At 69.9% G+C, this 23,050-nt stretch carries 23 protein-coding genes; 16 read left to right on the forward strand and 7 right to left on the reverse strand.

All coding sequences use genetic code 11. The features are described 5' to 3' along the window. The 4 genes from FKV24_RS02610 to FKV24_RS02625 all read left to right on the forward strand — a co-directional run. The coding region (locus tag FKV24_RS02610; RefSeq protein WP_211371759.1) for a DNA polymerase III subunit gamma/tau C-terminal domain-containing protein at positions 1 to 517 on the forward strand (517 nt) is incomplete at its 5' end. Positions 518 to 595: 78 nt separating this feature from the next. Continuing rightward, positions 596 to 922 (forward strand): YbaB/EbfC family nucleoid-associated protein, encoded by a 327-nt coding sequence (locus FKV24_RS02615; protein ID WP_111266082.1) that lies wholly within the window; start codon positions 596 to 598, stop codon positions 920 to 922. A 121-nt stretch (positions 923 to 1,043) separates the two neighbouring features. Further along, complete coding sequence (recR, locus tag FKV24_RS02620) at positions 1,044 to 1,640, forward strand: recombination mediator RecR (RefSeq protein WP_111266083.1); 597 nt, start codon at positions 1,044 to 1,046, stop codon at positions 1,638 to 1,640. A gap of 255 nt (positions 1,641 to 1,895) precedes the next feature. After that, positions 1,896 to 2,243, forward strand: coding sequence for a histidine triad nucleotide-binding protein (locus FKV24_RS02625; RefSeq protein WP_111266084.1), 348 nt, complete (start codon positions 1,896 to 1,898; stop codon positions 2,241 to 2,243). A gap of 9 nt (positions 2,244 to 2,252) precedes the next feature. Here FKV24_RS02625 and FKV24_RS02630 read toward each other — a convergent pair whose 3' ends face one another. From FKV24_RS02630 to FKV24_RS02650, 5 genes are all read right to left on the reverse strand, one after another. Then, a complete protein-coding gene (locus FKV24_RS02630; RefSeq protein WP_141481099.1) occupies positions 2,253 to 2,870 on the reverse strand; it encodes an HAD family hydrolase in 618 nt (205 codons plus the stop codon). Between the two features lie 370 nt (positions 2,871 to 3,240). Continuing rightward, positions 3,241 to 3,732, reverse strand: a complete 492-nt coding sequence (locus tag FKV24_RS02635; protein WP_141481100.1) for a Slp family lipoprotein — start codon at positions 3,730 to 3,732, stop codon at positions 3,241 to 3,243. Continuing rightward, a complete protein-coding gene (locus tag FKV24_RS02640) occupies positions 3,729 to 5,756 on the reverse strand; it encodes a transglutaminase TgpA family protein (protein WP_141481101.1) in 2,028 nt (675 codons plus the stop codon). Before FKV24_RS02640 ends, FKV24_RS02635 begins: the two co-directional genes overlap by 4 nt. Next, the gene (locus tag FKV24_RS02645; protein ID WP_249040883.1) at positions 5,749 to 6,642 is read right to left on the reverse strand and encodes a DUF58 domain-containing protein; all 894 of its coding nucleotides are present in this window, start codon (positions 6,640 to 6,642) and stop codon (positions 5,749 to 5,751) included. Before FKV24_RS02645 ends, FKV24_RS02640 begins: the two co-directional genes overlap by 8 nt. A gap of 140 nt (positions 6,643 to 6,782) precedes the next feature. Beyond that, positions 6,783 to 7,736: an AAA family ATPase gene (locus FKV24_RS02650; protein WP_170288185.1), complete on the reverse strand. Its 954-nt coding sequence runs from the start codon at positions 7,734 to 7,736 to the stop codon at positions 6,783 to 6,785. A 98-nt stretch (positions 7,737 to 7,834) separates the two neighbouring features. Here FKV24_RS02650 and FKV24_RS02655 point away from each other — a divergent pair, with 98 nt between their 5' ends. Then, positions 7,835 to 9,739: an ArnT family glycosyltransferase gene (locus FKV24_RS02655; RefSeq protein WP_141481103.1), complete on the forward strand. Its 1,905-nt coding sequence runs from the start codon at positions 7,835 to 7,837 to the stop codon at positions 9,737 to 9,739. A 12-nt stretch (positions 9,740 to 9,751) separates the two neighbouring features. Here the strand turns inward: FKV24_RS02655 and FKV24_RS02660 are convergent, their stop codons facing one another. Both FKV24_RS02660 and FKV24_RS02665 read right to left on the reverse strand, forming a co-directional pair. Then, the gene (locus FKV24_RS02660) at positions 9,752 to 10,330 is read right to left on the reverse strand and encodes a Maf family protein (protein WP_141481104.1); all 579 of its coding nucleotides are present in this window, start codon (positions 10,328 to 10,330) and stop codon (positions 9,752 to 9,754) included. Between the two features lie 8 nt (positions 10,331 to 10,338). After that, a complete protein-coding gene (locus FKV24_RS02665) occupies positions 10,339 to 10,809 on the reverse strand; it encodes a hypothetical protein (protein ID WP_141481105.1) in 471 nt (156 codons plus the stop codon). A gap of 32 nt (positions 10,810 to 10,841) precedes the next feature. Between FKV24_RS02665 and FKV24_RS02670 the strand changes: the two genes are divergently transcribed. From FKV24_RS02670 to mltG, 11 genes are all read left to right on the forward strand, one after another. Continuing rightward, complete coding sequence (locus FKV24_RS02670) at positions 10,842 to 11,366, forward strand: YceD family protein (RefSeq protein ID WP_111266091.1); 525 nt, start codon at positions 10,842 to 10,844, stop codon at positions 11,364 to 11,366. Between the two features lie 88 nt (positions 11,367 to 11,454). Further along, complete coding sequence (rpmF, locus tag FKV24_RS02675) at positions 11,455 to 11,649, forward strand: 50S ribosomal protein L32 (RefSeq protein WP_111266092.1); 195 nt, start codon at positions 11,455 to 11,457, stop codon at positions 11,647 to 11,649. A gap of 246 nt (positions 11,650 to 11,895) precedes the next feature. After that, positions 11,896 to 12,915, forward strand: coding sequence for a beta-ketoacyl-ACP synthase III (locus FKV24_RS02680; RefSeq protein WP_111266093.1), 1,020 nt, complete (start codon positions 11,896 to 11,898; stop codon positions 12,913 to 12,915). Between the two features lie 772 nt (positions 12,916 to 13,687). Next, complete coding sequence (locus FKV24_RS02685; protein WP_211371760.1) at positions 13,688 to 15,559, forward strand: S8 family serine peptidase; 1,872 nt, start codon at positions 13,688 to 13,690, stop codon at positions 15,557 to 15,559. A 281-nt stretch (positions 15,560 to 15,840) separates the two neighbouring features. Then, positions 15,841 to 16,800 carry an ACP S-malonyltransferase gene (gene fabD / locus FKV24_RS02690; RefSeq protein WP_141481111.1) on the forward strand — a complete coding sequence of 320 codons (960 nt, stop codon included), beginning with the start codon at positions 15,841 to 15,843 and terminating at the stop codon, positions 16,798 to 16,800. A 135-nt stretch (positions 16,801 to 16,935) separates the two neighbouring features. Beyond that, positions 16,936 to 17,682 (forward strand): 3-oxoacyl-ACP reductase FabG, encoded by a 747-nt coding sequence (gene fabG, locus FKV24_RS02695; RefSeq protein WP_111266094.1) that lies wholly within the window; start codon positions 16,936 to 16,938, stop codon positions 17,680 to 17,682. Positions 17,683 to 17,798: 116 nt separating this feature from the next. Beyond that, entirely contained in the window at positions 17,799 to 18,038 is a 240-nt protein-coding gene (acpP, locus tag FKV24_RS02700) for an acyl carrier protein (RefSeq protein ID WP_036135371.1), read from the forward strand. 299 nt (positions 18,039 to 18,337) lie between these two features. Then, positions 18,338 to 19,576 (forward strand): beta-ketoacyl-ACP synthase II, encoded by a 1,239-nt coding sequence (gene fabF / locus FKV24_RS02705; RefSeq protein WP_141481106.1) that lies wholly within the window; start codon positions 18,338 to 18,340, stop codon positions 19,574 to 19,576. A gap of 118 nt (positions 19,577 to 19,694) precedes the next feature. Beyond that, positions 19,695 to 21,041, forward strand: a complete 1,347-nt coding sequence (locus tag FKV24_RS02710; RefSeq protein ID WP_141481107.1) for an aminodeoxychorismate synthase component I — start codon at positions 19,695 to 19,697, stop codon at positions 21,039 to 21,041. Between the two features lie 107 nt (positions 21,042 to 21,148). After that, positions 21,149 to 21,985 (forward strand): aminodeoxychorismate lyase, encoded by an 837-nt coding sequence (pabC, locus tag FKV24_RS02715; RefSeq protein ID WP_141481108.1) that lies wholly within the window; start codon positions 21,149 to 21,151, stop codon positions 21,983 to 21,985. Then, positions 21,982 to 23,050, forward strand: a 1,069-nt coding sequence (mltG, locus tag FKV24_RS02720; protein WP_249040881.1) for an endolytic transglycosylase MltG, incomplete at its 3' end; no start/stop codon positions are given. The genes pabC and mltG, both read left to right, overlap by 4 nt.

Consider the following 23,050-nt stretch of genomic DNA (forward strand, 5'->3'; position numbering starts at 1 on the left):
CAGGCCGCCCGCCGACCCGGCTCCCGCGCCGGCGGCAGCTGCCGCGAACCCGCTCCGCGAGCCGGCCGATGAAGAGCGGGTCATGGAAGAGCGGGCCACGGCCCCGGCGACCTCCAGCCGCCTCGAGGATGCCGACGACTGGCACGTCCTGGTCGATGGCCTGCAGACGCTGAAGGGGCCGCCGCGGTTGTTGGCCGAGCATGCGGTCTTCGTCGGTCATGCCGACGGCGTGCTGCGGCTGGCGCTGTCCGAACAGGACGAGCATCTGCAGATTCCGATGACCGTCGAGCGCCTGGCGGCGGCGCTGGCGCCGGCCCTGGGCGAGGGTTTGCAGATCCGGTTCGAGGCCGCGCAGCGGCTCGACGACTCGCTGCACGCGCGCAAGGCGCGCGCGCGCGACGAGCGCCAGGCCGCGGCCGAGGAAACCTTCATGAACGACCCCGAGGTGCAGCGGCTGATCAGCCAGCACGGCGCGCGGGTCGTGCCCGACTCGATCCGGCCCTTCGACGAGGCCTGAATCGTCGTGTTACCCCGGCCGTGACCGTCCAGTGCGGCGGTCGCGGCATCTCCCACCTTCATACAAGCGAGCAAGCACATGCGCGGAAATATCGCCCAACTCATGCAACAGGCGCAGAAGATGCAGGAGAACCTGCAGAAGGCGCAGGAAGAACTGGCCAAGATCGAGGTCACCGGCAATGCCGGCGGCGGCATGGTCAGCGTGACCCTGACCGGCCGGATGGAGTGCCGCAAGGTGCGCATCGATCCCAGCGTGCTGTCGGATCCGGAGATGGCCGAGGACCTGATCGCCGCGGCGATCAACGATGCGGTCAACAAGGCCAACACCGAGTCGCAGTCGAAGATGGGGGCGGCCACCGCCGGCATGCCGCTGCCGCCGGGCATGAAGATGCCGGGGATGTTCTGATTCCGGCGGCCCGGTCTCCGGTCCCGTCGCCGATGACAGGCGCGGCTCTCATCTGCGACCGCACCACGCCGTTGGCGCGGCGCGCGCGCGCCTGCTCGTGCGCGACGGGAGCATTTCGGCAATGAGTTCCCTGCTCGAACAACTGATCGACGCGTTCCGGGTCCTGCCCGGGGTGGGCCAGAAGTCGGCCCAGCGCATGGCCTATCACGTGCTCGAACGCGAGCGCGAAGGCGGCCTGCGGCTGTCGCAGGCGCTGGCCGAAGCGGTCGAGAAGGTCGGCCACTGCGTGCGCTGTCGCGACTTCAGCGAGACCGAGGTCTGTGCGACCTGCGCCAGTGCCTCGCGCGACGCGCACCTGCTGTGCGCGGTCGAGTCGCCGGCCGACCGCCTGGCGATCGAGCAGGCGACCGGCTACCGCGGTCTGTACTTCGTGCTGCAGGGGCGGTTGTCGCCGCTGGACGGGATCGGTCCGCGCGAACTGGGCCTGGACATCCTCGGCGCGCGCCTGGCCGAGGGCGAGGTGCAGGAGCTGATCATCGCGACCAATCCGACCGTCGAGGGCGAGGCGACCGCGCACTATCTGTCGCAGCTGGCGCGCGGACACGGGGTCAAGCCCAGTCGTCTGGCCCACGGCCTGCCGCTGGGCGGCGAACTGGAGTATGTCGATCGCGGCACCTTGTCGCATGCGTTCGGCAGCCGCGCCGAGATCCGCGACTAGGCGTACGGTTCGGGCCCCGGGAAAGCGGGGCCTGCGCGGGGAGCCGTCGCCGCGACGGAGGAACGGCTCGCCACGTCCGCGGCGCCGGGGCTATGCTGATCCTCAATCGTTTCCTCAATCGTCCGCCTGCGACACATCGCGGCTCCGTCTGTACCAGCGGCGTAAGCCGCGATCGGATTTTCGCGGGACGGCCATCGCGGTTTGCGCCGCTCCTACGAAAGCCCTCGGGTTCCCAGCTCCCAAGTCCCCAATCTCATGACCGACACCATCTTCCACAAGATCATCCGCCGCGAGATCCCGGCCGATGTCGTCTACGAGGACGCGCACCTGATCGCGTTCCGCGACATCGCCCCGCAGGCGCCGGTGCACGTGCTGTTCGTGCCCAAGACCGACATCGCCACGCTCAACGACGTGCAGCCGGACCAGGCCCAGGTGATCGGCCGGCTCGCCGTCGCCGCCGCCGATTACGCCAAGGCCCAGGGCTTCGACGAGAACGGCTACCGGATCGTGATGAACTGCAACGGCGACGGTGGACAGACCGTGTTCCAGGTCCATCTGCACCTGTTGGCCGGTGCGCCGCTGGGGCGCTTCGGCACACCCTAGGCCGGGCGCTCAGCCTTCGCGCGGCACGTCGTCGCGCACCGGCTGCCAGCGGTAACTGCGATGCTCGGCCAGGGCCAGCATCGCGTGGTCCTCGGCGCTGTCGCCGTAGGCATGCACGGCAGCGTAGTCCCGTAGCCGGTAGCGCTTGAGTATCTGTCGCGCCTTGTGTTCGCCGCAGCAGTCGCGGCCCCGGTAGCGGCCGGTGAAGCGCCCGCGGCGATGGCCGAGCTGCGAGCAGATCAGCGCCACGCCCTGTTGTCGGCACCAGGGCCGCAGGTACAGATCGATCGACGCGGATACGACCACCACGGTATCGCCGCGGGCCTGGTGCCAGCGGATGCGCTCCAGCGCGTGCGGACGCACGAAGCCGGGCAGGGTGTCGCGGGCGTAGCGTCGGCCCGCTTCGACCAGGGGCTGGCGCGCCAGTCCGGTCAGGCCGATCCGCATCACCGCAGCCCGCATCACGTGCGCCGGCACGATCTTCAGACGGTAGTAGCCCAATGCCAGCGGCACCAGCAGCAGCCCGCCCCAGCGCAGCCGTCGCCGCAGCAGATGCGCCTTGATGAAGGCCGACAGGCTGTCGCGATCGGTGATGGTGTTATCGAAATCGAACAGCGCCAGGTCCATGCGCGGTTTCGGAAAGTGGAGGGGGTTGTCGGGGTATCACGGGGAACGCGTCGCGCAAGCGCAACCGGCGTAGGAGCGACGTGAGAAGGCCACCGCTTCCGTAGGAGCTGCGTGAGCTGCGACCGGGTTCTTCCATGAAAGCCCCATCGCGGCTTACGCCGCTCCTACGAAGAGCGTTTGCCTGCCCCATGACCCATCCCCCTGAGTGAGGGGGCGATTCGCATCGTAGATGCGAATGGGGGGTGGAAGGGCAACGGTGGGGCCCAAGGTTTGCGCAGCAGATCCTGGGGATTCCCGGGCGCAGCCCGGGGATCGTCGCTCACGCCGTTCCTAGGTCATGGGCAGCCGTGGCGGCGTCTGCTGAAGCGCGTCACCACCAGCCCCACCACGGCCAGGGCGCCGGGTGGGTGATCACGTCGACCTGTTCGCGGACCGGCCACAGGTAGACGACGTCGGCTTCGACCATCGGGAAGCGATAGCTGTAGCCGCCGATCTGGCGGTCCTCGTAGCCGGCGATGCGGCCGGTGAAGGTGACCTCGCGACCGGCCTCGAACACCGCCGGGTCGTAGAAGCCGTTGCGGCACGCGATGAAGCGGCCGCCGGTGTCGTCCGAGGCCCAGTACGGGCGCGCGTTGGCATTGAGCCGGGTCGACAGCACCTCGAAGCAGGTGCGGTTCTCCTTGGGCTCGACCTGGATCACCCGGCCGCCCCAGCGCACGGTGGCGCCGCTCATTTCGCTGTCGACCGCCATGCGCGGCGTGATCGGATTGTAGTCGCCCTGCAGCGGCTGTGGCTGGGTAGCGCAACCGGCGACCAGCGCGGCGGCCAGGACGGCGATGGACAGTCTTGGACGAAGCTTCATCGGTGTTCTCCCGGAATACGTTGGGGGCGTGGGCGATGGCGGCGCAAGGCCCGGATCAGGTCCCTCAGGCGTTGCGGCCCACCCGGCCCGGCCTGAGTGCCAGCGTAGCGCCATTCGACGAAACGTTGGCTGAGTTCGTTCAGCTCCGGTGCCAGATCCGGTCGTGCGGCGGCGACGCGCCGGTTCCAGTCGCCGACGGTCTCGGAGGCGACGCGGCCCAGACCCAGCCGCGTGTAGCGTCGATCGAGCCGGTGCCAGGCACGCAGCAGCGGATCGCGCTCGCGTTCGCCGCGGTGGCTCAGCCAGGCCATCCACAGCACCGCGATCGAGGCCGCCAGCGCGAACAGCAGGATCATCTGCCGCGGCTCCAGGCGCTCGATGCCCATCGGCTTGAGCAGGCGACGCTGGCGGTCGGCGTCGAAGCCGAGCACGAAGTCGTTCCAGCCGCGGCGCAGCCAGTCGCCCAGTTCCAGCGCGGGCGTCACGTTGGCGAGGCCGCCGAGCAGGCCACCGGCGCCGGGCGCGCGGTCGGCGAGGGTGTCGTAGATGCGTTCGGGCGCGACCGCGGCGGTCGGGTCGACCCGGACCCAGCCGCGGCCCTGCAGCCAGACCTCGGCCCAGGCATGGGCATCGGAGCGCCGGACCAGCCAGTAGTCGCCGATCCGGTTGTAGTAGCCACCGGTATAGCCGGTGACCACGCGGGCGGGAATGCCGGCCGAGCGCATCAGCACCACGAACGAACCGCTGAAGTGCTCGCAGAACCCGGCCTTGTAGTCGAACAGGAACTCGTCGGTCGAGTGCCGGCCCAGCAGCGGCGTGGTCAGGGTGTAGGCGAACTCGCGCTGGATCCAGTCCAGGGCGCGGCGGACGATCGCGGCGTCGTCGGCGCCGGCGTCCCGGCGCCATTGTTCGGCCAGGGCGCGGGTGCGCGGGTTGAAGCCTTCCGGCAGGGCCAGGGCGCGCCCGCGCAGCACGGCTCCGAGGTCGGCGTCGTAGCGGGCAGGGGGCGCCGACTGCATCCGCCAACGGGTCAGCGAGGTCAGCGAGCGTGGCGAGAACAGGCTGTGGTCGACCGCCAGCCGGCTGCCGTCGGGCGCCGCGCGCAGCAGGTCGAGCGACACCAGCAGACGGTTGTCGGTCGGCTCGACCTCGATCTCGTAGTCCCAGCCGCGCGTGGCTGGTTCCACCGTCGCCGGCGGCAGGCCGCGCAGCCAGCGCGGCTGGGTCCATTCGCGGCCGTCGAAGTCCCACAGCACCGGTCCACGCCAGTACATCTGCGAGGTCGGTGGGGTGGCGCCGAAGAACTTCACCCGCAGCGTCGGAGTGTCGTCGGCCATCAGGTCGACCCATTCGCCCGGACGCATGCTGTCCGACAGCCCCGGACGCGCCAGCACCCGGTCGGGAATGCCCCACAACGGGCTGCCCAGGCGCGGGAACAGCCAGAACGCCGCCAGCGCCAATGGCAGGCCGATCGCGCACAGGCGCCCGACCGCGACCAGCCGCCGCCAGGACAGCGGCGCTCCGCCGGGATCGCCGGCTTCGACGTCGGCCAGCCGTTGCAGGGTCACCAGCACCGCCAGCGAGGCGCCCATGGCGAGCAGCAGGCTCAGCGGGCCCTGGTCGAGCAGGAAGGTCGCGAAGGGCGCGAACAGCGCGAATCCCAGCAGGCTGCGGGCGTCGCGCAGGGTGTAGGTTTCCGATGGCTTGGCCGCGATCATCGCTGCCAGCAACGCGCAGCCGGTGTCGCGGCCGAAGCTGAAGCTCGTCATCGTCATCACCGTGCCGATCAGCGCCAGCACCAGCAGCAGTCGCAACGGCCCCGGCATCGGGCGCCGCCACGACACCGCGGCCATGACGATCGCGGTGACCGCGACCAGGACGGCGAGGCCGGCGGGCATCTGCAGCAACAGCGGCAGCAGGCACAGCGCCGCGGTGGCCAGTACCGCGACGCGGGAGGCATCGTCGATCCTGCCGCGCTCGCGATGGCGGCCGGGCGCGGCGGCGATGGCGTGCGCGCTAGCCATGCGGCATCAACGCCAGGGTGCGCAGACAGGCGTGCCGGTGCTGCACGCCGTGGTCGGGGCCGAGCGCGGCCTGGCCCGGCACCACCAGGCGGTAGCGGCGGCCTTCCCGCTCGGCCAGGTCGACCCAGCGCGCCAGTCGCGCGATCCGCTGTTCGTAGCCCAGCCCGGAAGTGCTGGGCCAGTCCAGCACGACCTCGGCACCCAGCGGCTGTTCGTATTCGCGCACGATCAGCCGTCCGCGCCGGGCGGATGCCTTCCAGGCGATCGCCCGGCGGGCGTCGCCGGTCCGATAGTCGCGCAGTTGATGGACGTCCTCGCCGCTGGCCTTCATGCGCGAGCGGGTCGCCTCGCCACGGCCGTCGGGCAGGGCCGGGCCGCTGCTCTCCGGGGCCGGGTAGACCAGCAGCGGGGCGACCGGCCATACGTAGGCCCAGGCTCGCGCCAGCCCCAGCGGCCGGGTGGTCGAGATGCGCAGGCGCGGCACGTCCAGCCAACCGCGACGACGGGTCGGCAGTTCGATATCGGCCTCGCCGCGCTGGGCGGTCAGGTTCAGCACCTCGCCGGGCGCGGCGGGGCCCTGCGGCAGCTCCCAGTCCACCTGCAGGCCGCGCCGGACCCGACCGGGCCTGGCGCGCGCATGCACGCGCAGGCGCAGCGGGGTGCCGGCCGGAACCGATTCGGCGTCGACCGCGATGATCTCCAGCCCGCTGAGCTGCAGTTGCGCGGCGATCAGGCTGGCCAGCGCGACGCCGCCCAGCAGCAGCGACAGCAGCAGGGCGGGGTTGTTGTTGTAGTTCAACGCGCCCATGCCCATGACCGCGAGCAGGGTCGCGAAGAACAACCCGAAACGGGTCGGCAGGACATAGATGCGGCGGCGATCGAACATCGCCGGCAGCGGCTCCGGATCGCGCGGGCGCGTCCACCGCAGCGCCCGTAGCCGCCAGCGGTTGGCGCGGATGCGGATACGGTCGGGCAGGGAGGCGGGCGTGCCGGTCGCGGGCGCGCCGGTCGGCGCAGCCATCGGCATCAGTCCACCGGTACCGCGTGCAGGATCGACTTGGCCAGCGTGGCGTCGCTGCCGGCGTCGGCGTCGGCCACCAGGCGGTGCGCCGCGACCGGGATGAACAGGTTCTGCACGTCTTCCGGCAGCACATGCTGGCGACCCAGCAACAGGGCGTGGGCGCGGGCGGCGCGCAGCAGTGCCAGTCCCGCCCGCGGCGACAGGCCGACCCGCACGCCCGGGTGCTTGCGGCTCTGCGCGAGCAGGGCCTGCACGTACTGGATCAGCGCTTCGCTGGCATGCACCGAGGCCGCCGCCTCGCGTGCCGCCAGCACCTCTTCGCCGCCCAGCAGCGGCTGGGTCCGCGCGATCAACACACGGCGGTCGGCGCCGGCGAGCAGGTCGCGCTCGGTCTGGTCGTCCGGGTAGCCCAGGCTCAGGCGCAGCAGGAAGCGGTCCAGCTGCGAGTCGGGCAGCGGGTAGGTGCCCGACAGGTCGACCGGGTTCTGGGTGGCGATGACGAAGAACGGTTCCTGCAACCTGTGGGTGGTGCCGTCGACGGTGACCTGATGCTCGGCCATGGCCTCGAGCAGGGCGCTCTGCGTCCGCGGCGGCGCGCGGTTGATTTCGTCGGCGAGCAGCACCTGGGTGAACACCGGGCCCGGGTGGAACTCGAACTGCCGCGCCTGGGCGTCGAACACCGACACGCCGACCACGTCGGCCGGCAGCAGGTCGGAGGTGAACTGCACGCGCTGGAACTCCAGCCCGAGGGTCGCGGCGAGCGCGTGGGCGAGGGTGGTCTTGCCGAGTCCGGGCAGATCCTCGATCAGCAGGTGGCCGTCGGAGAGCAGGGCGACGAAGGCGAGACGGACTTCGAGCGGTTTGCCCAGCACCAGGGTGTTGACCTGGGTTATCGCACGGTCAAGTGACGTGCGCAGGTCATCGGTTAGCATGACGGCCCTTGCGGGGGTCGAGGCCATTCGCTTCTCCTCTGCGATTTCGAACCGGGCCCAGCGTCGCTGCTCGGACCCCAATCCTTCAGAGTGTAGCGAGGTCGAGTGGCATGCGTGATCCGGGCATGCGCGAATTGGACGCGCGCGGCGTCGAGCGGACGCGTTTCGCATTCCTGGCACTGTTCTTCGCGGTGATGCTGCTCAAGCTGCTGGTCGCCATGCGGCTGCCGCTGTTCGTCGACGAGGCGTTCTACTGGCAGGAAGGCCAGCACCTGGCCCCGGCCTATTCGGACCTGCCCGGACTGACCGCCTGGCTGACCCGGCTCGGCGTCGCGGTGGCCGGCGACAGCACGCTGGCACTGCGACTGCCGTTCCTGTTGCTGTCGGCCTGCGTGCCCTGGCTGGCGGTCAGGATCGCCGCGCGTGAGTTCGGCGCGCGCGAGGGCTGGCTCGCCGGCAGCCTGGCGTTGTTGCTGCCGTTGTCGGGGTCGTTGGGACTGCTGGCATTGCCGGACGCGGCGATGGCGGTCGCGACCCTGCTGTGCGTGGACGCAGGCGCGCAGCTGTTGCGCCGGGTCGATGCCGCCACCGTGCTGGAGCTCGCGGGCGGATTGGCGATCGGCGCCCTGAGCCACTATCGCTTCATCGCCGTGATCGGGGTCGGGTTCGTGGCCCTGCTGTTGCTGCCGGACGGGCGGCGGGTGCTGCGCGATGTGCGGGTGTGGACCGCGATCGCATTCGGCGCGGCGGCGTGGATGCCGCTGGTGGCCTGGAACTTCGACAACGCCGACGCCGGCCTGAGGTTCCAACTGGTCGATCGTCATCCATGGGCATTCCATGTCGACGGCATCCTGTTCCTGGCGATCCAGGCGCTGCTGGTGACGCCGCTGCTGTTCGCCGCCATGGCGATCGCCGGCAAGCGCGCGTTGTCGGCCGAGCGCACGCAGTCGCGCTACTTCGCCTGGCTCGGGGTGCTGGTGGTGGCCGGCTTCTTCGTGCTGGGTTTCTTCGCCGATACCGAGCGGGTCAGCTTCCATTGGCCGTTGCCGGGATATCTGGCGTTGTTGCCGCTGCTGCCGGCGGTGATCCTGCGCTGGCCCAGGCCGGGTCGCATCGCGTTGTGGAGCACCGCCGGCATCGGCCTGGTCGCGGTGCTGGGCTACTACGTCGCGGTGTCGGTGCCCGACGTGCGTGCGCGGGCCGCGGCCGAGAAGTGGTACCCGTCCAACTTCGCCGGCTGGGACGCGCTGGCGGCCGCGGTGCGCGAGGAGCGCGCGGCGATGCCGGCCGACACCCTGCTGGTGGCGGACAATTTCAAGGTCGGCGCCGAGCTGGGGTTCGCGTTGGGCGATGCCGAGATCCCGGTGCTCGACCACCCGCTCAACCACTTCCATGGCCGCGCACCGCAGCTTCGCCTGTGGGGCCTGGCCAGCGCCGGACGCGAGGACTGGGACGGGCGACCGGCCCTGCTGGTGGTCGCCGCCAGCGAGGTCCGATATCGCGAACTGCTGGAGCGCTACCACGCCCTGTGCGCGATGGTCGGCCCGCTGCCGCCGCCGCGGGTGCTGAACGTCGATCATGGCCGGCAACGCTTCCTGCTGTTCCGCATGCCGGGGGCGACCGCTGCGCAGGCGGCCGGCGACGGCGAGGCTTCGAGCCGCCGCGAGCCGGCTTCGGCAACCTGCGTCGCGCCGGCAATGGCATGGATGACGACGCCGGAAACCGGCCAGCGCATCGACGGCACGGTCGAGGTGACCGGCTGGGCCTTCAAGGAGGGCGTCGGCCTGGCCGCGGTCGAACTGATGGTGGACGGGCATCCGGTCGGCGAGCTGGAGTACGGCCTGGACGACCCCGGGGTCGCGGCCTATTGGCGGATATCCAACGACCCGCAGCATCCGCGGGTCGGATTCAGGGGCGAGCTCGACACCGGCACCCTGACGCCCGGACGCCACTGGATCGGCCTGCGCCTGCGCGGTCGCGACGGCAGTGTCGAGGACTGGTCGGAGCAGCCGGTGATGGTGGCGCCCTGAGGCGTCGCGCCGTCAGGGCAGGCGGTAACCGGCCGCGCGCAGCAGGCGCGCGGTCCGGATCAGCGGCAGGCCGACCAGGGCGGTTGGGTCGTGTGTGCGGATCGCCTCGAACAGGCAGATGCCCAGTCCCTCGCACTTGAAACTGCCGGCGCAGTCGTAGGGCTGTTCGGCATCGACGTAGCGCGCGATCTCCTCGTCCTGCAGCGGCCGCAACACGACCTCTGTCAGGTCGGTCGCCAGCGCCGGCGCATGGCCGGCACGGGTCACGCAGACGCTGGTGTGGAAACGGACCGATCGGCCCGACATCGCCGACAGTTGCGCGATCGCGGCGTCGCGGTGGCCGGGTTTGCCCAGCGGCCGGCCGTCGAGCTCGGCGACCTGGTCGGAGCCGATCACCCAGGCGTCGGGGCGGCTCGCGGCCACCGCTTCGGCCTTGGATGCCGCCAGTCGGGCGGCCAGCGCATCCGGCGGCTCGTTCGCATGCGGCGACTCGTCGACCCGCGGGCGCACGGTCTCGAACGGCAGCCGCAGCCGCGTCAGCAGCTCGCGGCGGTAGACCGACGTGGAGGCCAGGATCAGCGGTGCGGTCATCGGCCGGCTCAGGTCTGCGGCGCGCGCGCTTCTTCGATCCGGTCGAGCTGGCGCTCGATCCGCTCGCGGGCATTGTCGATGCCGCTGCGCACCTCCTGCAGATCGTCGAGGCTGGCGGCATTGCCGTGATCGCGCAGCCACAGGCGCTGGCGCAGCATTTCGCGCAGCGCGTCCTGGACCGGGTCCTCGGGCTGATCGCCGGCGACCGCCTCGATCTCGTCTCGGGCTGTTCTGAGACGGTCTTCGAGCGCATCGGCGGCATCCAGGATCTCGCGGACCGCACGGCGCCGGCGCAAGCGCCGGACCAGCATGATCAGGGCGACGACGGCGGCCGCCGCGATGGCAAACAGGATGAGGGTCAGGATCACGGCGACTGCGGGCGCGGATGAGCCTCCAAGTCTGCCGTGAGCGCCGGGGCGGGGCAAATCGCCGACCCGGCCGGCCGCCGGCTGAAGGCGGCCGCTGAACGGGTTTGACACAGGGGTGGTGCATCCTTAACATTCAGCGGCTTATGTCCGCTGATGTGCCACGAGTTCAGGTGCCCGAGTTGCTGGATGCCTGGCGCATGGTGTCCGCGCGGCGCGGTGTCGAGGGTCGGCTGCCGCTGTCCTCGCTGACCCGTCTGGCCGGCAGTCTGGTCGATACCGAAGGCGAGGTTTCGTATTCGCTGGATTTCGACAGGGACGCGTTGCAGGTGCCTTATGTCGAGCTGCGTATCGACGCCGAGCTGCCGCTGCTTTGCCAGCGCAGCCTGCAGCGTTTCCTGTTGCCGGTAAAGATCGTGCAGCGGCTCGGCCTGATCCGCTCCGAGGCGGACGAGGCCGCGCTGCCGCCGGACTACGAACCGCTGCTGATGCCCGCCGACGGCATGTTGCAGGGCGCCGGGCTGGTCGAGGATGAATTGATCCTGGCCGTCCCGGTCGTGCCGACGATGCCCGGCACGGAAGCGATGGAGCGTGACTGGCCGGCCCCCGAGGGCGAAGTCGAGCGCGCCAACCCGTTCGCTGCGTTGTCGGCGTTGAAGAAGTCCAAGTGACGTCCGGCTGTAAACGACATCCGCTGTAACCGACATACTCGTCAACATCTACCTAGTTCTTACGACCTAGTTTTTCCGGAGCAAGACCATGGCTGTCCAGAAGTCGAAAGTTTCCCCGTCCAAGCGCGGCATGCGCCGTTCGCACGATTCGCTGACCAGCAAGCAGCTGGCCACCGATCCGACCACCGGCGAGACCCACCTGCGTCACCACGTCACCGCCGACGGCTACTACCGCGGCAAGAAGGTGATCGACACCAAGAGCCGGGTCGCCGACGAGGAGTAATCTCCTCGCAGGCCGCCGCGCCGGGCCAAGGTGCGGCGGCTTCGTCCTTTGCGGCCGCGATGCCGCGAAGGCGGTCGCCGTTTCCAGCCGGATGCGGAGCCGTCCCGCCCGATACCGCATTGCGCGGGCGTCGCGTGCGATCCGGTCCCGCCGGTTGCCAGGCGGCTCCAGTATCAGCGTGTCCATTGCCAGCTTGGCTGGCGGCTATTGCAATCGCCGGGCGTGATGCCGGCCGGGAGTGGCTTGATGAGTGAGCGGCAACAGGTGGAGCAGGGCGCGGATGCGCAGGCGGGAAGGATTTTCTCGCGCATTGCGGGCACGGGCAGCTATCTGCCGGAGAAAGTGCTGACCAACGACGATCTGGCCAAGATCGTCGACACCAGCGACGAGTGGATCGCCGCCCGTACCGGCATCCGCGAGCGTCATGTTGCCGCCGAGGGCGAGACCACCTGCGATCTGGCGTTCCATGCCGCGACCCGCGCGCTGGAGGCGGCCGGCGTCGATGCCTCCGAGCTCGACCTCATCGTGCTCGGCACCACCACGCCCGACCTGATCTTCCCGTCGACCGCCTGCCTGCTGCAGCATCGCCTCGGCGCCAACGGCTGCCCGGCCTTCGACGTCAATGCCGCCTGCTCGGGCTTCGTCTACGCGTTGACCGTCGCCGACAAGTTCATCCGCTCCGGCGCGGCCCGCACCGTACTGGTGGTCGGTGCCGAGACCCTGACCCGCATGCTCGACTGGGACGACCGTTCGACCTGCGTGCTGTTCGGCGACGGTGCCGGCGCGGTCGTGCTCAAGGCCGACAGCGAGACCGGCATCCTCAGCACCCACATGCATGCCGATGGCGGCAAGAAGGAGCTGCTGTGGAACCCGGTCGGCGTTTCGGTGGGCTTCAAGCCCGGCGAGCACAATGCCGGCGTCAAGGTGCTGATGACCGGCAACGAGGTCTTCAAGCATGCGGTCAAGGCGCTCGACTCGGTGGTCGAGGAGGCGCTGGAGGCCAACGGCCTGGACCGTCACGACATCGATTGGCTGATCCCGCATCAGGCCAACCTGCGCATCATCGAGGCCACCGCCAAGCGCCTGGACATGCCGATGGAGCGGGTGGTGGTGACCGTCGACAGGCACGGCAACACTTCCTCGGGTTCGGTGCCGCTGGCGCTGGACGAGGCGGTGCGCTCCGGCCGGGTCCAGCGCGGCCAGCTGGTGTTGCTGGAGGCCTTCGGCGGCGGTTTCACCTGGGGTTCGGCGCTGCTGCGCTACTGACCCGGGCCGCGCCCGTCCGCGCGTCGCAATCCGAACGCCCCGCCTGTGCGGGGCGTTTTCTTTGGGCCCTGCGATATCGGGCCGGGCGCCCATGTCCGTTCCTCGGTCGCTGCGGCTCAGTGGGGGCAGGTCACCGGCCCCCGTTCCCCGCCGCCGCGGCGCATGTCCGAGCGTGGCGCCAGGGGCGCGACTGTCGTCATCCCGGCGCCAGGGCGAGGGCCGTTCGCGCGCGTATCGCGCCGTGGATCCGCGAACCCTGCACCGCCTGATTCCATCAGGTGAAGGCGCGTCAACATCCGGCACGTGGACATCGTTCATGTGAGTCAGTTCACGCAATCGATGTGGATCGCATGGCGAATGCGATTTCTTGATCCGATCGAGACGTATTCAAGACGCAGAAATGATGCCGGGAAAGATGCCGGCGTGATCACTCCGGTCTATACCGTCGGACGCACGACAGGGCAGGTGTCCTGAATTCACGCGGTCAGCGATCACTGCCGGACGCCAAGGGGGGGCGTTTCGCATTCCAAGGATCGATCCGAGACGTGTCGGGAACATGACACCGCGATGCCGTGCCTTGCCTCCGGCAAGAGCAGGCGTCCCGTGGGGGCGCCGACGGGGGCGAGAGAAGCAGACAGAAGAGGAGGGCGGTCCGGGTTTCCGCGGGGCAGTTGCCGCGACCCCTGCGGAGATTCCGCGGTTGCCGGGCCGGATATTGAAGCACTTAGAAGATCGAATTCCATCCAGATTCAATTCAAGGAGCTTTAGCCAGATGAATGCATTTCGTGTTGGGAACGGCAGGAAGACCCTGCTGGCGGCGGCGACCGCCATGGCCTTGTTCGCCGGGACCGCTTCGGCGCAGGGCGTCACCTCATCGATGGGCGGCTCGGGCGGGTACGACTCGTTCATCGTCAAGTACCGCAACGGATCGGCCGAGCGCAACGACAGCGGCGCGTTGATGCGCGCCTTCAACCAGAACGGGCGTGGCCTGGGCGCGATCCGCAGCGCCAAGGGGCAGGCGCTGGCGTTTGCCCACGGCCGCAAGCTGGCGACCGGCGCCGACCTTGTGCGTGCCAACCGCAAGCTGGACCGGGTCGAGGCCGAGGCGTTGATGCGCCAGATCGCCCAGGACCCGAACGTCGAGTACGTGCAGCCGAACTATCTGATGCGTGCGCTGGCGACCCCGAACGACACCCGTTACGCCGAGCAGTGGCACTACGCCAACAGCGCCGTCGGCGCGCGTCTGCCGACCGCCTGGGACCAGTCCCAGGGCGATGGCGTGGTGGTCGCGGTGGTCGATTCGGGCATCCTTGCGCACCCGGATCTGGACGCGAACATCCTGCCGGGCTACGACATGATCACCAGCGTGAACGGCTACAGCGCGTTCCAGTGCCTCATGATCGGCGCATCGGCCGGTTGCGGCGGCTCCGGCGATGGCGACGGTCGCGATGCGGACGCGACCGACTCGTCCGATATCGTGCACGGTACCCATGTCGCCGGCACGGTTGCGGCGGTGACCAACAACGGTTCCGGCGTCGCCGGCGTCGCCTATCGGGCGAAGGTCGTTCCGGTGCGCGTGCTGGGCAACGACGGACTGGGCGACACCGCCGACATCGCCGACGGCATCGTCTGGGCGTCGGGCGGCAACGTCGCCGGATTGCCGGCAAACGCCAATCCGGCCGAGGTCATCAATCTGTCCCTGGGCGGTGATCGTCCATGTTCGGACACCCCGGCCTACCAGGACGCGGTGAACACCGCGACCGCCCGCGGCAGCGTCGTGGTCGCCGCGGCCGGCAACAGCAACATCGACGTCTCCGGCGCCACCCCCGCAAGCTGCGCCAACGTGATCTCGGTGGCCGCCAGCGACATCAGCGGCAATCGTGCCTGGTATTCCAGCTATGGCGCGAGCATCGACATCACCGCCCCCGGTGGCGAAACCTGTTCGCCGAATTCCGAATTCCTGGCGCTGGGCGAGTCGCCGCAGGGCAAGTGTACGCGCAGCCACAAGAGCCAAGGCGTGTTGTCGACCGTGGAGGGCAACGGCTACGACTTCTATCAGGGCACTTCGATGGCCAGCCCGCACGTGGCCGGCGTCGTCGCCCTGATGCAGGCCGCGGCCGCCACGCCGAAGACACCCGACCAGGTGCGGCAGATCCTGGCCGATACCGCCCGCCCGATTTCCGCGGCGAAGTGCCCCGGCGGTTGCGGTCCCGGCCTGATCGATGCCGCGGCGGCGGTCGCGGCCGCGGCTGGCGGCAGCGTGCCGGACCCCGATCCCGATCCGGTCGATCCGCCGGCGGGTCCCCAGACCTACAGCAACACCGGCGACTATCAGATCCGCGACTACACCACGGTCGAGAGCCCGATCAGCGTCAGCGGTCGCAGCGGCAACGCCCCGACCGATGCGGTCATCGCGGTGGATATCCGCCACACCTATCGCGGCGACCTGCGGGTCGACCTGGTCGCGCCCGACGGCTCGACCTATCTGCTGGCGAACCGCTCCGGAGGTTCGACCGACAACATCATCGGAAGCGCGACCCTGAACCTGTCGACCGAAGCCCTGAACGGGACCTGGAAGCTACGCGTCCGTGACAGCGGTTTCGGCGATACCGGCTACATCAACGAGTGGAGCCTGACCTTCTGATCGTCCTGTCCATGAACTGATCGCCCGGCCGTTGCGGTCGGGTGGTGTGCAGTCCCTGTGCCCCGGTGCCTTGCGCGCCGGGGCACTTTTTTCGATCGCCGCACGGCATGCGGACGCGACGAGTCCGGTCGGATCGCGTCCGGTCACGAGGATCTCGCCCGACCATCGCCGTTTCGACCATACGCCAAGGGCTGCAACAGTACGCAGGGGTACAGACGCCACGGGGCTTTCGCCCGTATCATGCACGCCCCGCTTCACAGGGTTCGTGCGTGACCGAAACCATGACCACCGCAGCCGCTTCCGATCCTTCGCTGGCGTTCGTGTTTCCCGGGCAGGGTTCGCAGTCGCTTGGCATGCTCGCCGAGCTGGCCGCCGATGCCCCGGGCATCGAGGAGACCTTCGCCGAGGCCAGCGAGGGTGCCGGCGTCGACCTGTGGGCATTGAGCCAGCAGGGGCCGGAGGACGAGCTCAACCGCACCGAGTTCACCCAGCCGGCCCTGTTGGCGGCCGGGGTCGCGGTGTGGCGTCTGTGGAATGCGCGCGGTGGCGCGCGTCCGGCACGCCTGGCCGGCCACAGCCTGGGCGAGTACAGCGCCCTGGTCGCGGCCGATGCGCTGTCGCTGGTCGACGCCGCGCGCCTGGTGCGGCTGCGCGGACAACTGATGCAGGCCGCCGCTCCGGCGGGTACCGGTGCAATGGCGGCGGTCCTCGGTGCCGAGGACGCGCTGGTCGAGGAGGTCTGCGCGGCGGTGTCGAGCGATGCCGCGGTGGTGGTGCCGGCCAATTTCAATTCGCCCGGCCAGGTCGTGATCGGCGGACATGCGGCCGCGGTCGATTCGGCCCTGGTGCGACTCGCCGAGCGCGGCGTGCGCAAGGCGGTCAAGTTGGCCGTCAGCGTGCCCTCGCACACGCCGTTGATGCGCGATGCCGCCGACCGGCTCGCGGTCGCGATGGACGAACTCGCCTGGTCGGTGCCGACGCTGCCGGTGGTGCAGAACGTCGACGCGCGGATTCATGACGGTGTCGACGCGATCCGCGACGCCCTGGTCCGGCAACTGTATCTGCCGGTGCGATGGACCGGTTGCGTGCAGGCGCTGGCCGCGTCCGGGGCGACCCGGATCGCCGAGTGCGGTCCGGGCAAGGTGCTTGCCGGCCTGGCCAAGCGCATCGACAAGGCGCTGGACGCGCGTGCGATCGGCGCCCCGGCGGACTTCGCCAAGGCGACCGAAGACTGGCGCTGATCGAGACACGGCGCTTCTGCAACGCAGGACACACTCCGCACGGATTCGCGATGGCGCACGCCATCGGTATCATCGGTGCGATCCGTGCCTGTCCGAACCCTTCGTGTCTGTTCGAACCCCATTGAGAGGATTGAGATGAGCAACGCACCCCTTGCCGGCGAGATCGCCCTGGTCACCGGCGCCAGCCGAGGCATCGGCGCCGCGATCGCCGACGAACTCGCCGCCCAGGGCGCGACCGTCATCGGCACCGCGACCTCCGAGGCCGGTGCCCAGGCGATCGCCGCGCGGCTGTCCGCGCACGGCGGCCACGGCCGTGTCGTCGACGTTGCCGATGCGGCGTCGATCGACGCGCTGATCGACGGCATCGGCAAGGAGATCGGCCCGGTCTCGATCCTGGTCAACAACGCCGGCATCACCCGCGACAATCTGCTGATGCGGATGAAGGACGAGGACTGGCAGGCGATCCTCGACACCAACCTGTCCAGTGTCTATCGCACCAGCAAGGCGGTGATGCGTTCGATGATGAAGGCGCGCCGCGGCCGCATCATCAATATCGCCTCGGTGATCGGGGTGACCGGCAACGCCGGCCAGGCCAACTACGCCGCGGCCAAGGCCGGCATCATCGCCTTCAGCAAGTCGCTGGCGAAGGAGATCGGTTCGCGCGGGGTCACCGTCAACGTGGTCGCGCCGGGCTTCATCGACACCGACATGACCCGCGCCCTGCCGGAAGACGCGAAGGGCGCGATGCTCGGGCAGATCGCGCTGGGCCGTTTCGGCGAGCCGGCCGACATCGCCCGCGCGGTCGCGTTCCTGGCCGGCCCGTCGGCGGCCTACATCACCGGCGAGACCCTTCATGTCAACGGCGGCATGTACATGCCCTGAGACCCGGGTCTCACATATAAGCGGCTGATTGCAAAGTATTTTCCAGGGGGCGCACCCGAGCCCCGATTCCATTAGACTATTCCGTCGAACATCCCGTCCGGGAGGAGTGAGAACCCATGAGCAGCATCGAAGAGCGCGTCAAGAAGATCGTCGTCGAACAACTCGGCGTTAAGGAAGAGGAAGTCACCAACAACGCTTCGTTCGTCGACGACCTCGGCGCGGACTCGCTCGACACCGTCGAGCTGGTGATGGCCCTCGAAGAAGAGTTCGAGTGCGAGATTCCGGACGAAGAGGCCGAGAAGATCACCTCGGTGCAGCAGGCCATCGACTACGTCAAGGCGCACGTCAAGGCCTGATCCAGACCTGGCGGGCAGGCCCCGCCAGGGCGGTTGCGACCCGGCGACAACGCGGGCGCGACCGCGCGCCACCCCGGGGCCGCATTGCGGCCCCGTGTTGTTCCGGGAGGCGATGCGCCCCCGCGCCCGGCGCAAACGCCGCGGCCGTGCCGGAGCCGGACGGGCTTTCCCGAAGGCTTTCCTGTAACGCGGATCGCCGACCATCCGGGCGCCCGGCGCAGCTTCCGCCGGCCCATTCCAACAGTTTTCCGGTGGCTGGCCGGGCCGTACCCGGCAATGCCCCGCATTCGGAGTCATCAATGTCGAAACGTCGCGTAGTGGTTACCGGACTCGGCCTCGTGTCCCCGTTGGGCAACGATGTGGCCAGCAGCTGGGACGGCATCGTCAACGGCCGCTCGGGCATCGGCCCGATCAGTCACTTCGACGCCTCGGGTTTCACCACCCGCATTGCCGGCGAGGTGCGCGACTTTGACGTGACCCGCTGGGTCGGCGTCAAGGACGCGAAGAAGATGGACTCCTTCATTCATTACGGCGTCGCCGCCTCGCTGATGGCGATGGAGGATGCCGGTCTGGTGGTCGACGACTCCAATGCCGAGCGCATCGGCGCGCTGATCGGCTCCGGGATCGGCGGCATCCTCGGCATCGAGGAGCAGACCGTCAAATATCACGAGGGCGGTCCGCGCAAGATATCCCCGTTCTACGTGCCCAGCACGATCATCAACATGCTGCCGGGCCAGGTTTCCCTGCTGACCGGCATCAAGGGGCCGAACTTCTCGGCGGTCTCGGCCTGCGCCACGTCGAACCATTCGATCGGCATGGCGATGCGCATGATCCAGTACGGCGACGCCGACGTGATGGTGGCCGGCGGCGCCGAGCGCGGCTCCTCGCCGACCTCGGTCGGCGGCTTCTGTTCGATGAAGGCGATGTCGACCCGCAACGACGATCCGACCCGCGCTTCGCGGCCGTGGGACAAGGAGCGCGACGGCTTCGTGCTCGGCGACGGCGCCGGCATCCTGGTGCTGGAGGAGTACGAGTACGCCAAGGCCCGCGGCGCGCGCATCTACTGCGAGTTGGCCGGTTTCGGCGCCAGCTCCGACGCCTTCCACATGACCGCGCCGAGCGAGAACGGCGAGGGCCCGGCGCGCTGCATGGCGGCGGCGTTCAAGGACGCGGGCATCAATGCCGATCAGGTCGGCTACCTCAATGCGCATGGCACCTCGACGCCGCTGGGCGACCTCGCCGAGACCCTGGCGATCAAGCGCGCGCTCGGCGATCACGCCTACAAGGCCATGGTCAGTTCGACCAAGTCGATGACCGGCCACCTGCTCGGTGCCGCGGGCGGCGCCGAGGCGATCTTCTCGGTGCTGGCGCTGCACCACGGCATCATCCCGCCGACCGTCAACCTCGACGAGGCGGGCGAGGGCTGCGACCTCGACTACGTGCCCAACACCGCGCGCGAGGCGAAGGTCGACGTGACCGTCTCCAATGGCTTCGGATTCGGCGGCACCAACGGCACCCTGGTGTTCAAGCGCGCCTGAGTCCGACCATCGATGTGCCGCAACGATCCCCGCCGCGGCGGGGATCGTCGTTTCCGTGGCCCGTTGCGGCGACCGGGCAGTGCCGCCGGAAGCGTCCGGAATAGCGGACAATGTCCGGATGCTCCTGACCCGCCAGCTTCCCGCCGACCTCGACCTGTTGGCGCTGCACCGGACCGATCCGGCCCGTTATCCACTGCTGCTGGAATCCAGCGCCCACGGTACCGCCCAGGGACGCTGGGACATGTTGCTGGTCGGGCGCGGCGAAGGACTGCGGCTGGACGCCGACGGCATCACCCGCGACCGCGAGGGCCGAGGTTTCGGGCGCGACTTCCTGCAGGCGCTGGACCGGGTGTGGGCGGCCGAACGCAGCCCGCGCGACGAGCCGCGCTGGCCGTTCCGCGGCGGTTGGGCCCTGTTGCTGGGCTACGAGCTGGCCGCCCAGGTCGAACCGGTGTTGGCGCTGCCGCCGGCGCCGGGACGGATGCCGATGGCGATGGCGCTGCGCTGTCCGGCCGCGGTCCTGCGCGACCACGTCAGCGGCGAATGCGTGGCGATCGCCGAGCCCGGTCATGACGACCTGCTCGAGAGCATCCACGCCGACTGCGGCCAGGCCGCGCGACTGGCCGCGCTGCCGCCCTGGCGCGCTCCGAGCCGGATCGAGGAGGAGCCGCCGCAGCGCTATCTCGACGGTATCGCCCGGGTGCTGGAGTATCTGCGCGCCGGCGACGTGTTCCAGGTCAACCTGTCGCGCGCCTGGCATGCGCATTTCGATGCGGCGGTCGATCCGGCGGCGCTGTTCCAGCGGTTGCGCGAACACAACCCCGCACCGTTCGCGGGCGTGTTCGCGACTGGCCGGGGCAGTGTGGTCAGCGCCTCGCCGGAGCGGCTGGTGTCGGTGCGCGGCGATGTGGTCGAGACCCGGCCGATCGCCGGCACCCGGCCGCGTGCTGCCGGCGAGGACGATGTCGAGCGCATCCGCGAACTGGTCGGCCACCCGAAGGAACGCGCCGAGCACGTGATGCTGATCGACCTGGAGCGCAACGATCTGGGGCGCGTATGCGCGCCGGGCAGTGTCGAGGTCGACGAGCTGATGACCGTGGAGAGCTATGCCCACGTGCACCACATCGTCAGCAATGTGCGCGGCCGCCTGCGCGACGACGCGACGCCGGGCGAGGTGATCCGCGCGGTGTTTCCCGGCGGCACGATCACCGGCTGTCCCAAGGTCCGCTGCATGCAGATCATCGCCGAGCTCGAGGGCGTGGGGCGCGGCGCCTATACCGGTGCGATGGGCTGGCTGAACCGCGACGGCGATCTGGACCTGAATATCCTGATCCGCAGTGCCGAGGTCGACGGTGCGATGCTGCGGTTCCGCACCGGCGCCGGCATCGTCGCCGATTCCGATCCGCAGCGCGAGCTGGAGGAGAGCCGGGCCAAGGCCCGCGGCACCCTGCGCGCGCTGGGCTGAACCGGCGGAAAGGCGCGCCGCATGAAGGTCCGGGCCGGCAGGCCCGGCGTCGATATAACATCGCCATGAAGGGCCGTCATCGGCCGCCCGGGCCCGGATGAGGGACGATGAACGCCAGCGTTTCGGTCATTTTCCAGGGGAACCGCAGGATCGCGACGGTCGATCCGGCCGATCGCGGCCTGGCCTACGGCGACGGCCTGTTCGAGACCATGCGTGCGCATCGCGGCGAGCTGCCGTGGTGGGATGCGCACTGGGCGCGGCTGACGCTGGCGGCGGCGCGTCTGGACCTGCCGCTGCCGGACCCGGCCATGCTCCTTGGCGAGGCGCGGGCACTGCTCGCCGGCGACGACGGCGTGCTCAAGCTGCTGCTCACACGCGGTGTCGGTGGGCGCGGTTACGCGCCGCCGGTGCCGGCCGAGCCGACCGTGATGCTGTCGCGGCATCCGTTGCCGCCCCGGGCCCCGGCCCAGGGGCTGGCCGTGCGCTGGTGCGAGACCCGGCTGGCGTTGCAGCCGCGCCTGGCCGGGCTCAAGCACTGCAACCGGCTCGAGCAGGTGCTGGCGCGTGCGGAGTGGGACGATCCGCGGATCCACGAGGGCCTGATGCGCAGCACCGAGGGCGACGCGGTCTGCGCCACCGCCGCCAATCTGTTCGTGCTGCGCGAGGGGCGGTGGCGGACGCCGGCGGTCGATCGCTGCGGTGTGGCCGGCATCTGTCGTGGCTGGCTGCTGGGTGCGCTCGATGCGCTGGAGACGCGCCTGGATGTGACCGATGTCGAAACCGCGGACGCGGTTTTCCTGTGCAACGCCGTGCGCGGTATCCTGCCGGTGGTCCGACTCGGGGCACGGCAATGGACATTGACCGCTCCGGAGTACCGGGAGGTGGGCGCGCTGAGGGCGCGGCTCGCCGCTGCACATCCCGCTTTCGTGATGGAGAACCTGTGAGTCGCAAAGTCCTGCGCCGCCTGGGTGCGGTCGTCCTGCTGCTGGTCGCGGTCGCCGCGGCCGCCGGTTTCTGGGCCTGGCAACGCTACCAGGGCTTCGCCGATCGCCCGCTGTCCAGTCTGCGGCCCGATTCGCAGCTGCTTGTCGAACGTGGCGATTCGCTGCCGACGGTGCTGCGCAAACTGCGCGGGCTGGGGGTGAGCGAAGGGCATCAGGCCGAGTGGCGGGTGCTGGCCCGCGAGCTGGGTGCGGCCGGCCGTCTGCAGGTCGGCGAGTACGCGCTGAGCCCGGGCATGAGCCCGCGCGACGTGTTGTTGGCGATGCGGGACGGCCGGGTCGTGCGTTACGCGTTCACGATCCTGCCCGGACGCAACATCCGCGAGCTGCGCGCCGCGCTGGCCAGGGCCGAACCGCTGGAGCAGGAGATCGCCGGGCTCGACGATGCGGCATTGATGGCCGCGCTGGGCCAGGCCGGCCAGCACCCGGAAGGGCGGTTCCTGCCGGAGACCTACCACTACACCCGCGGCGACAGTGATCTGGACCTGCTGCGGCGCGCCCATGCGGCGATGGGCCGGGCACTGGACGAGGCCTGGGCCGCGCGCAATCCCGACAGCGTGCTCGAGACGCCGGACCAGATGCTGACCCTGGCCTCGATCGTCGAGAAGGAAACCGGCATCGCCGAGGAGCGCGCACGGATCGCCGGGGTGTTCGAGCGGCGGCTGAAGATCGGGATGAAGCTGCAGACCGATCCGACCGTGATCTATGGCCTGGGCGCAGCCTACGACGGCAACATCCGTCGCCGCGACCTGGAAACCGATACGCCGTACAACACCTACACCCGGGCCGGCCTGCCGCCGACGCCGATCGCGATGCCCGGTGTCGATGCACTGCGGGCGGTGGCCCGTCCCGACGACGGCGACGCACTGTACTTCGTCGCCCTTGGCGACGGCAGTGGCCGGCATGCGTTCTCGCGCACGCTCGCCGAGCACAATGCCGCGGTCGCGCGCTACCTGCGGCGCTACCGCCAGACGCGCGCGGCCGAGCGCGCCGCGACGGCCGCGCAGG

Source organism: Marilutibacter maris (assembly GCF_006546735.2).
In the GTDB taxonomy this organism is placed as follows: Bacteria; Pseudomonadota; Gammaproteobacteria; order Xanthomonadales; family Xanthomonadaceae; genus Marilutibacter; species Marilutibacter maris.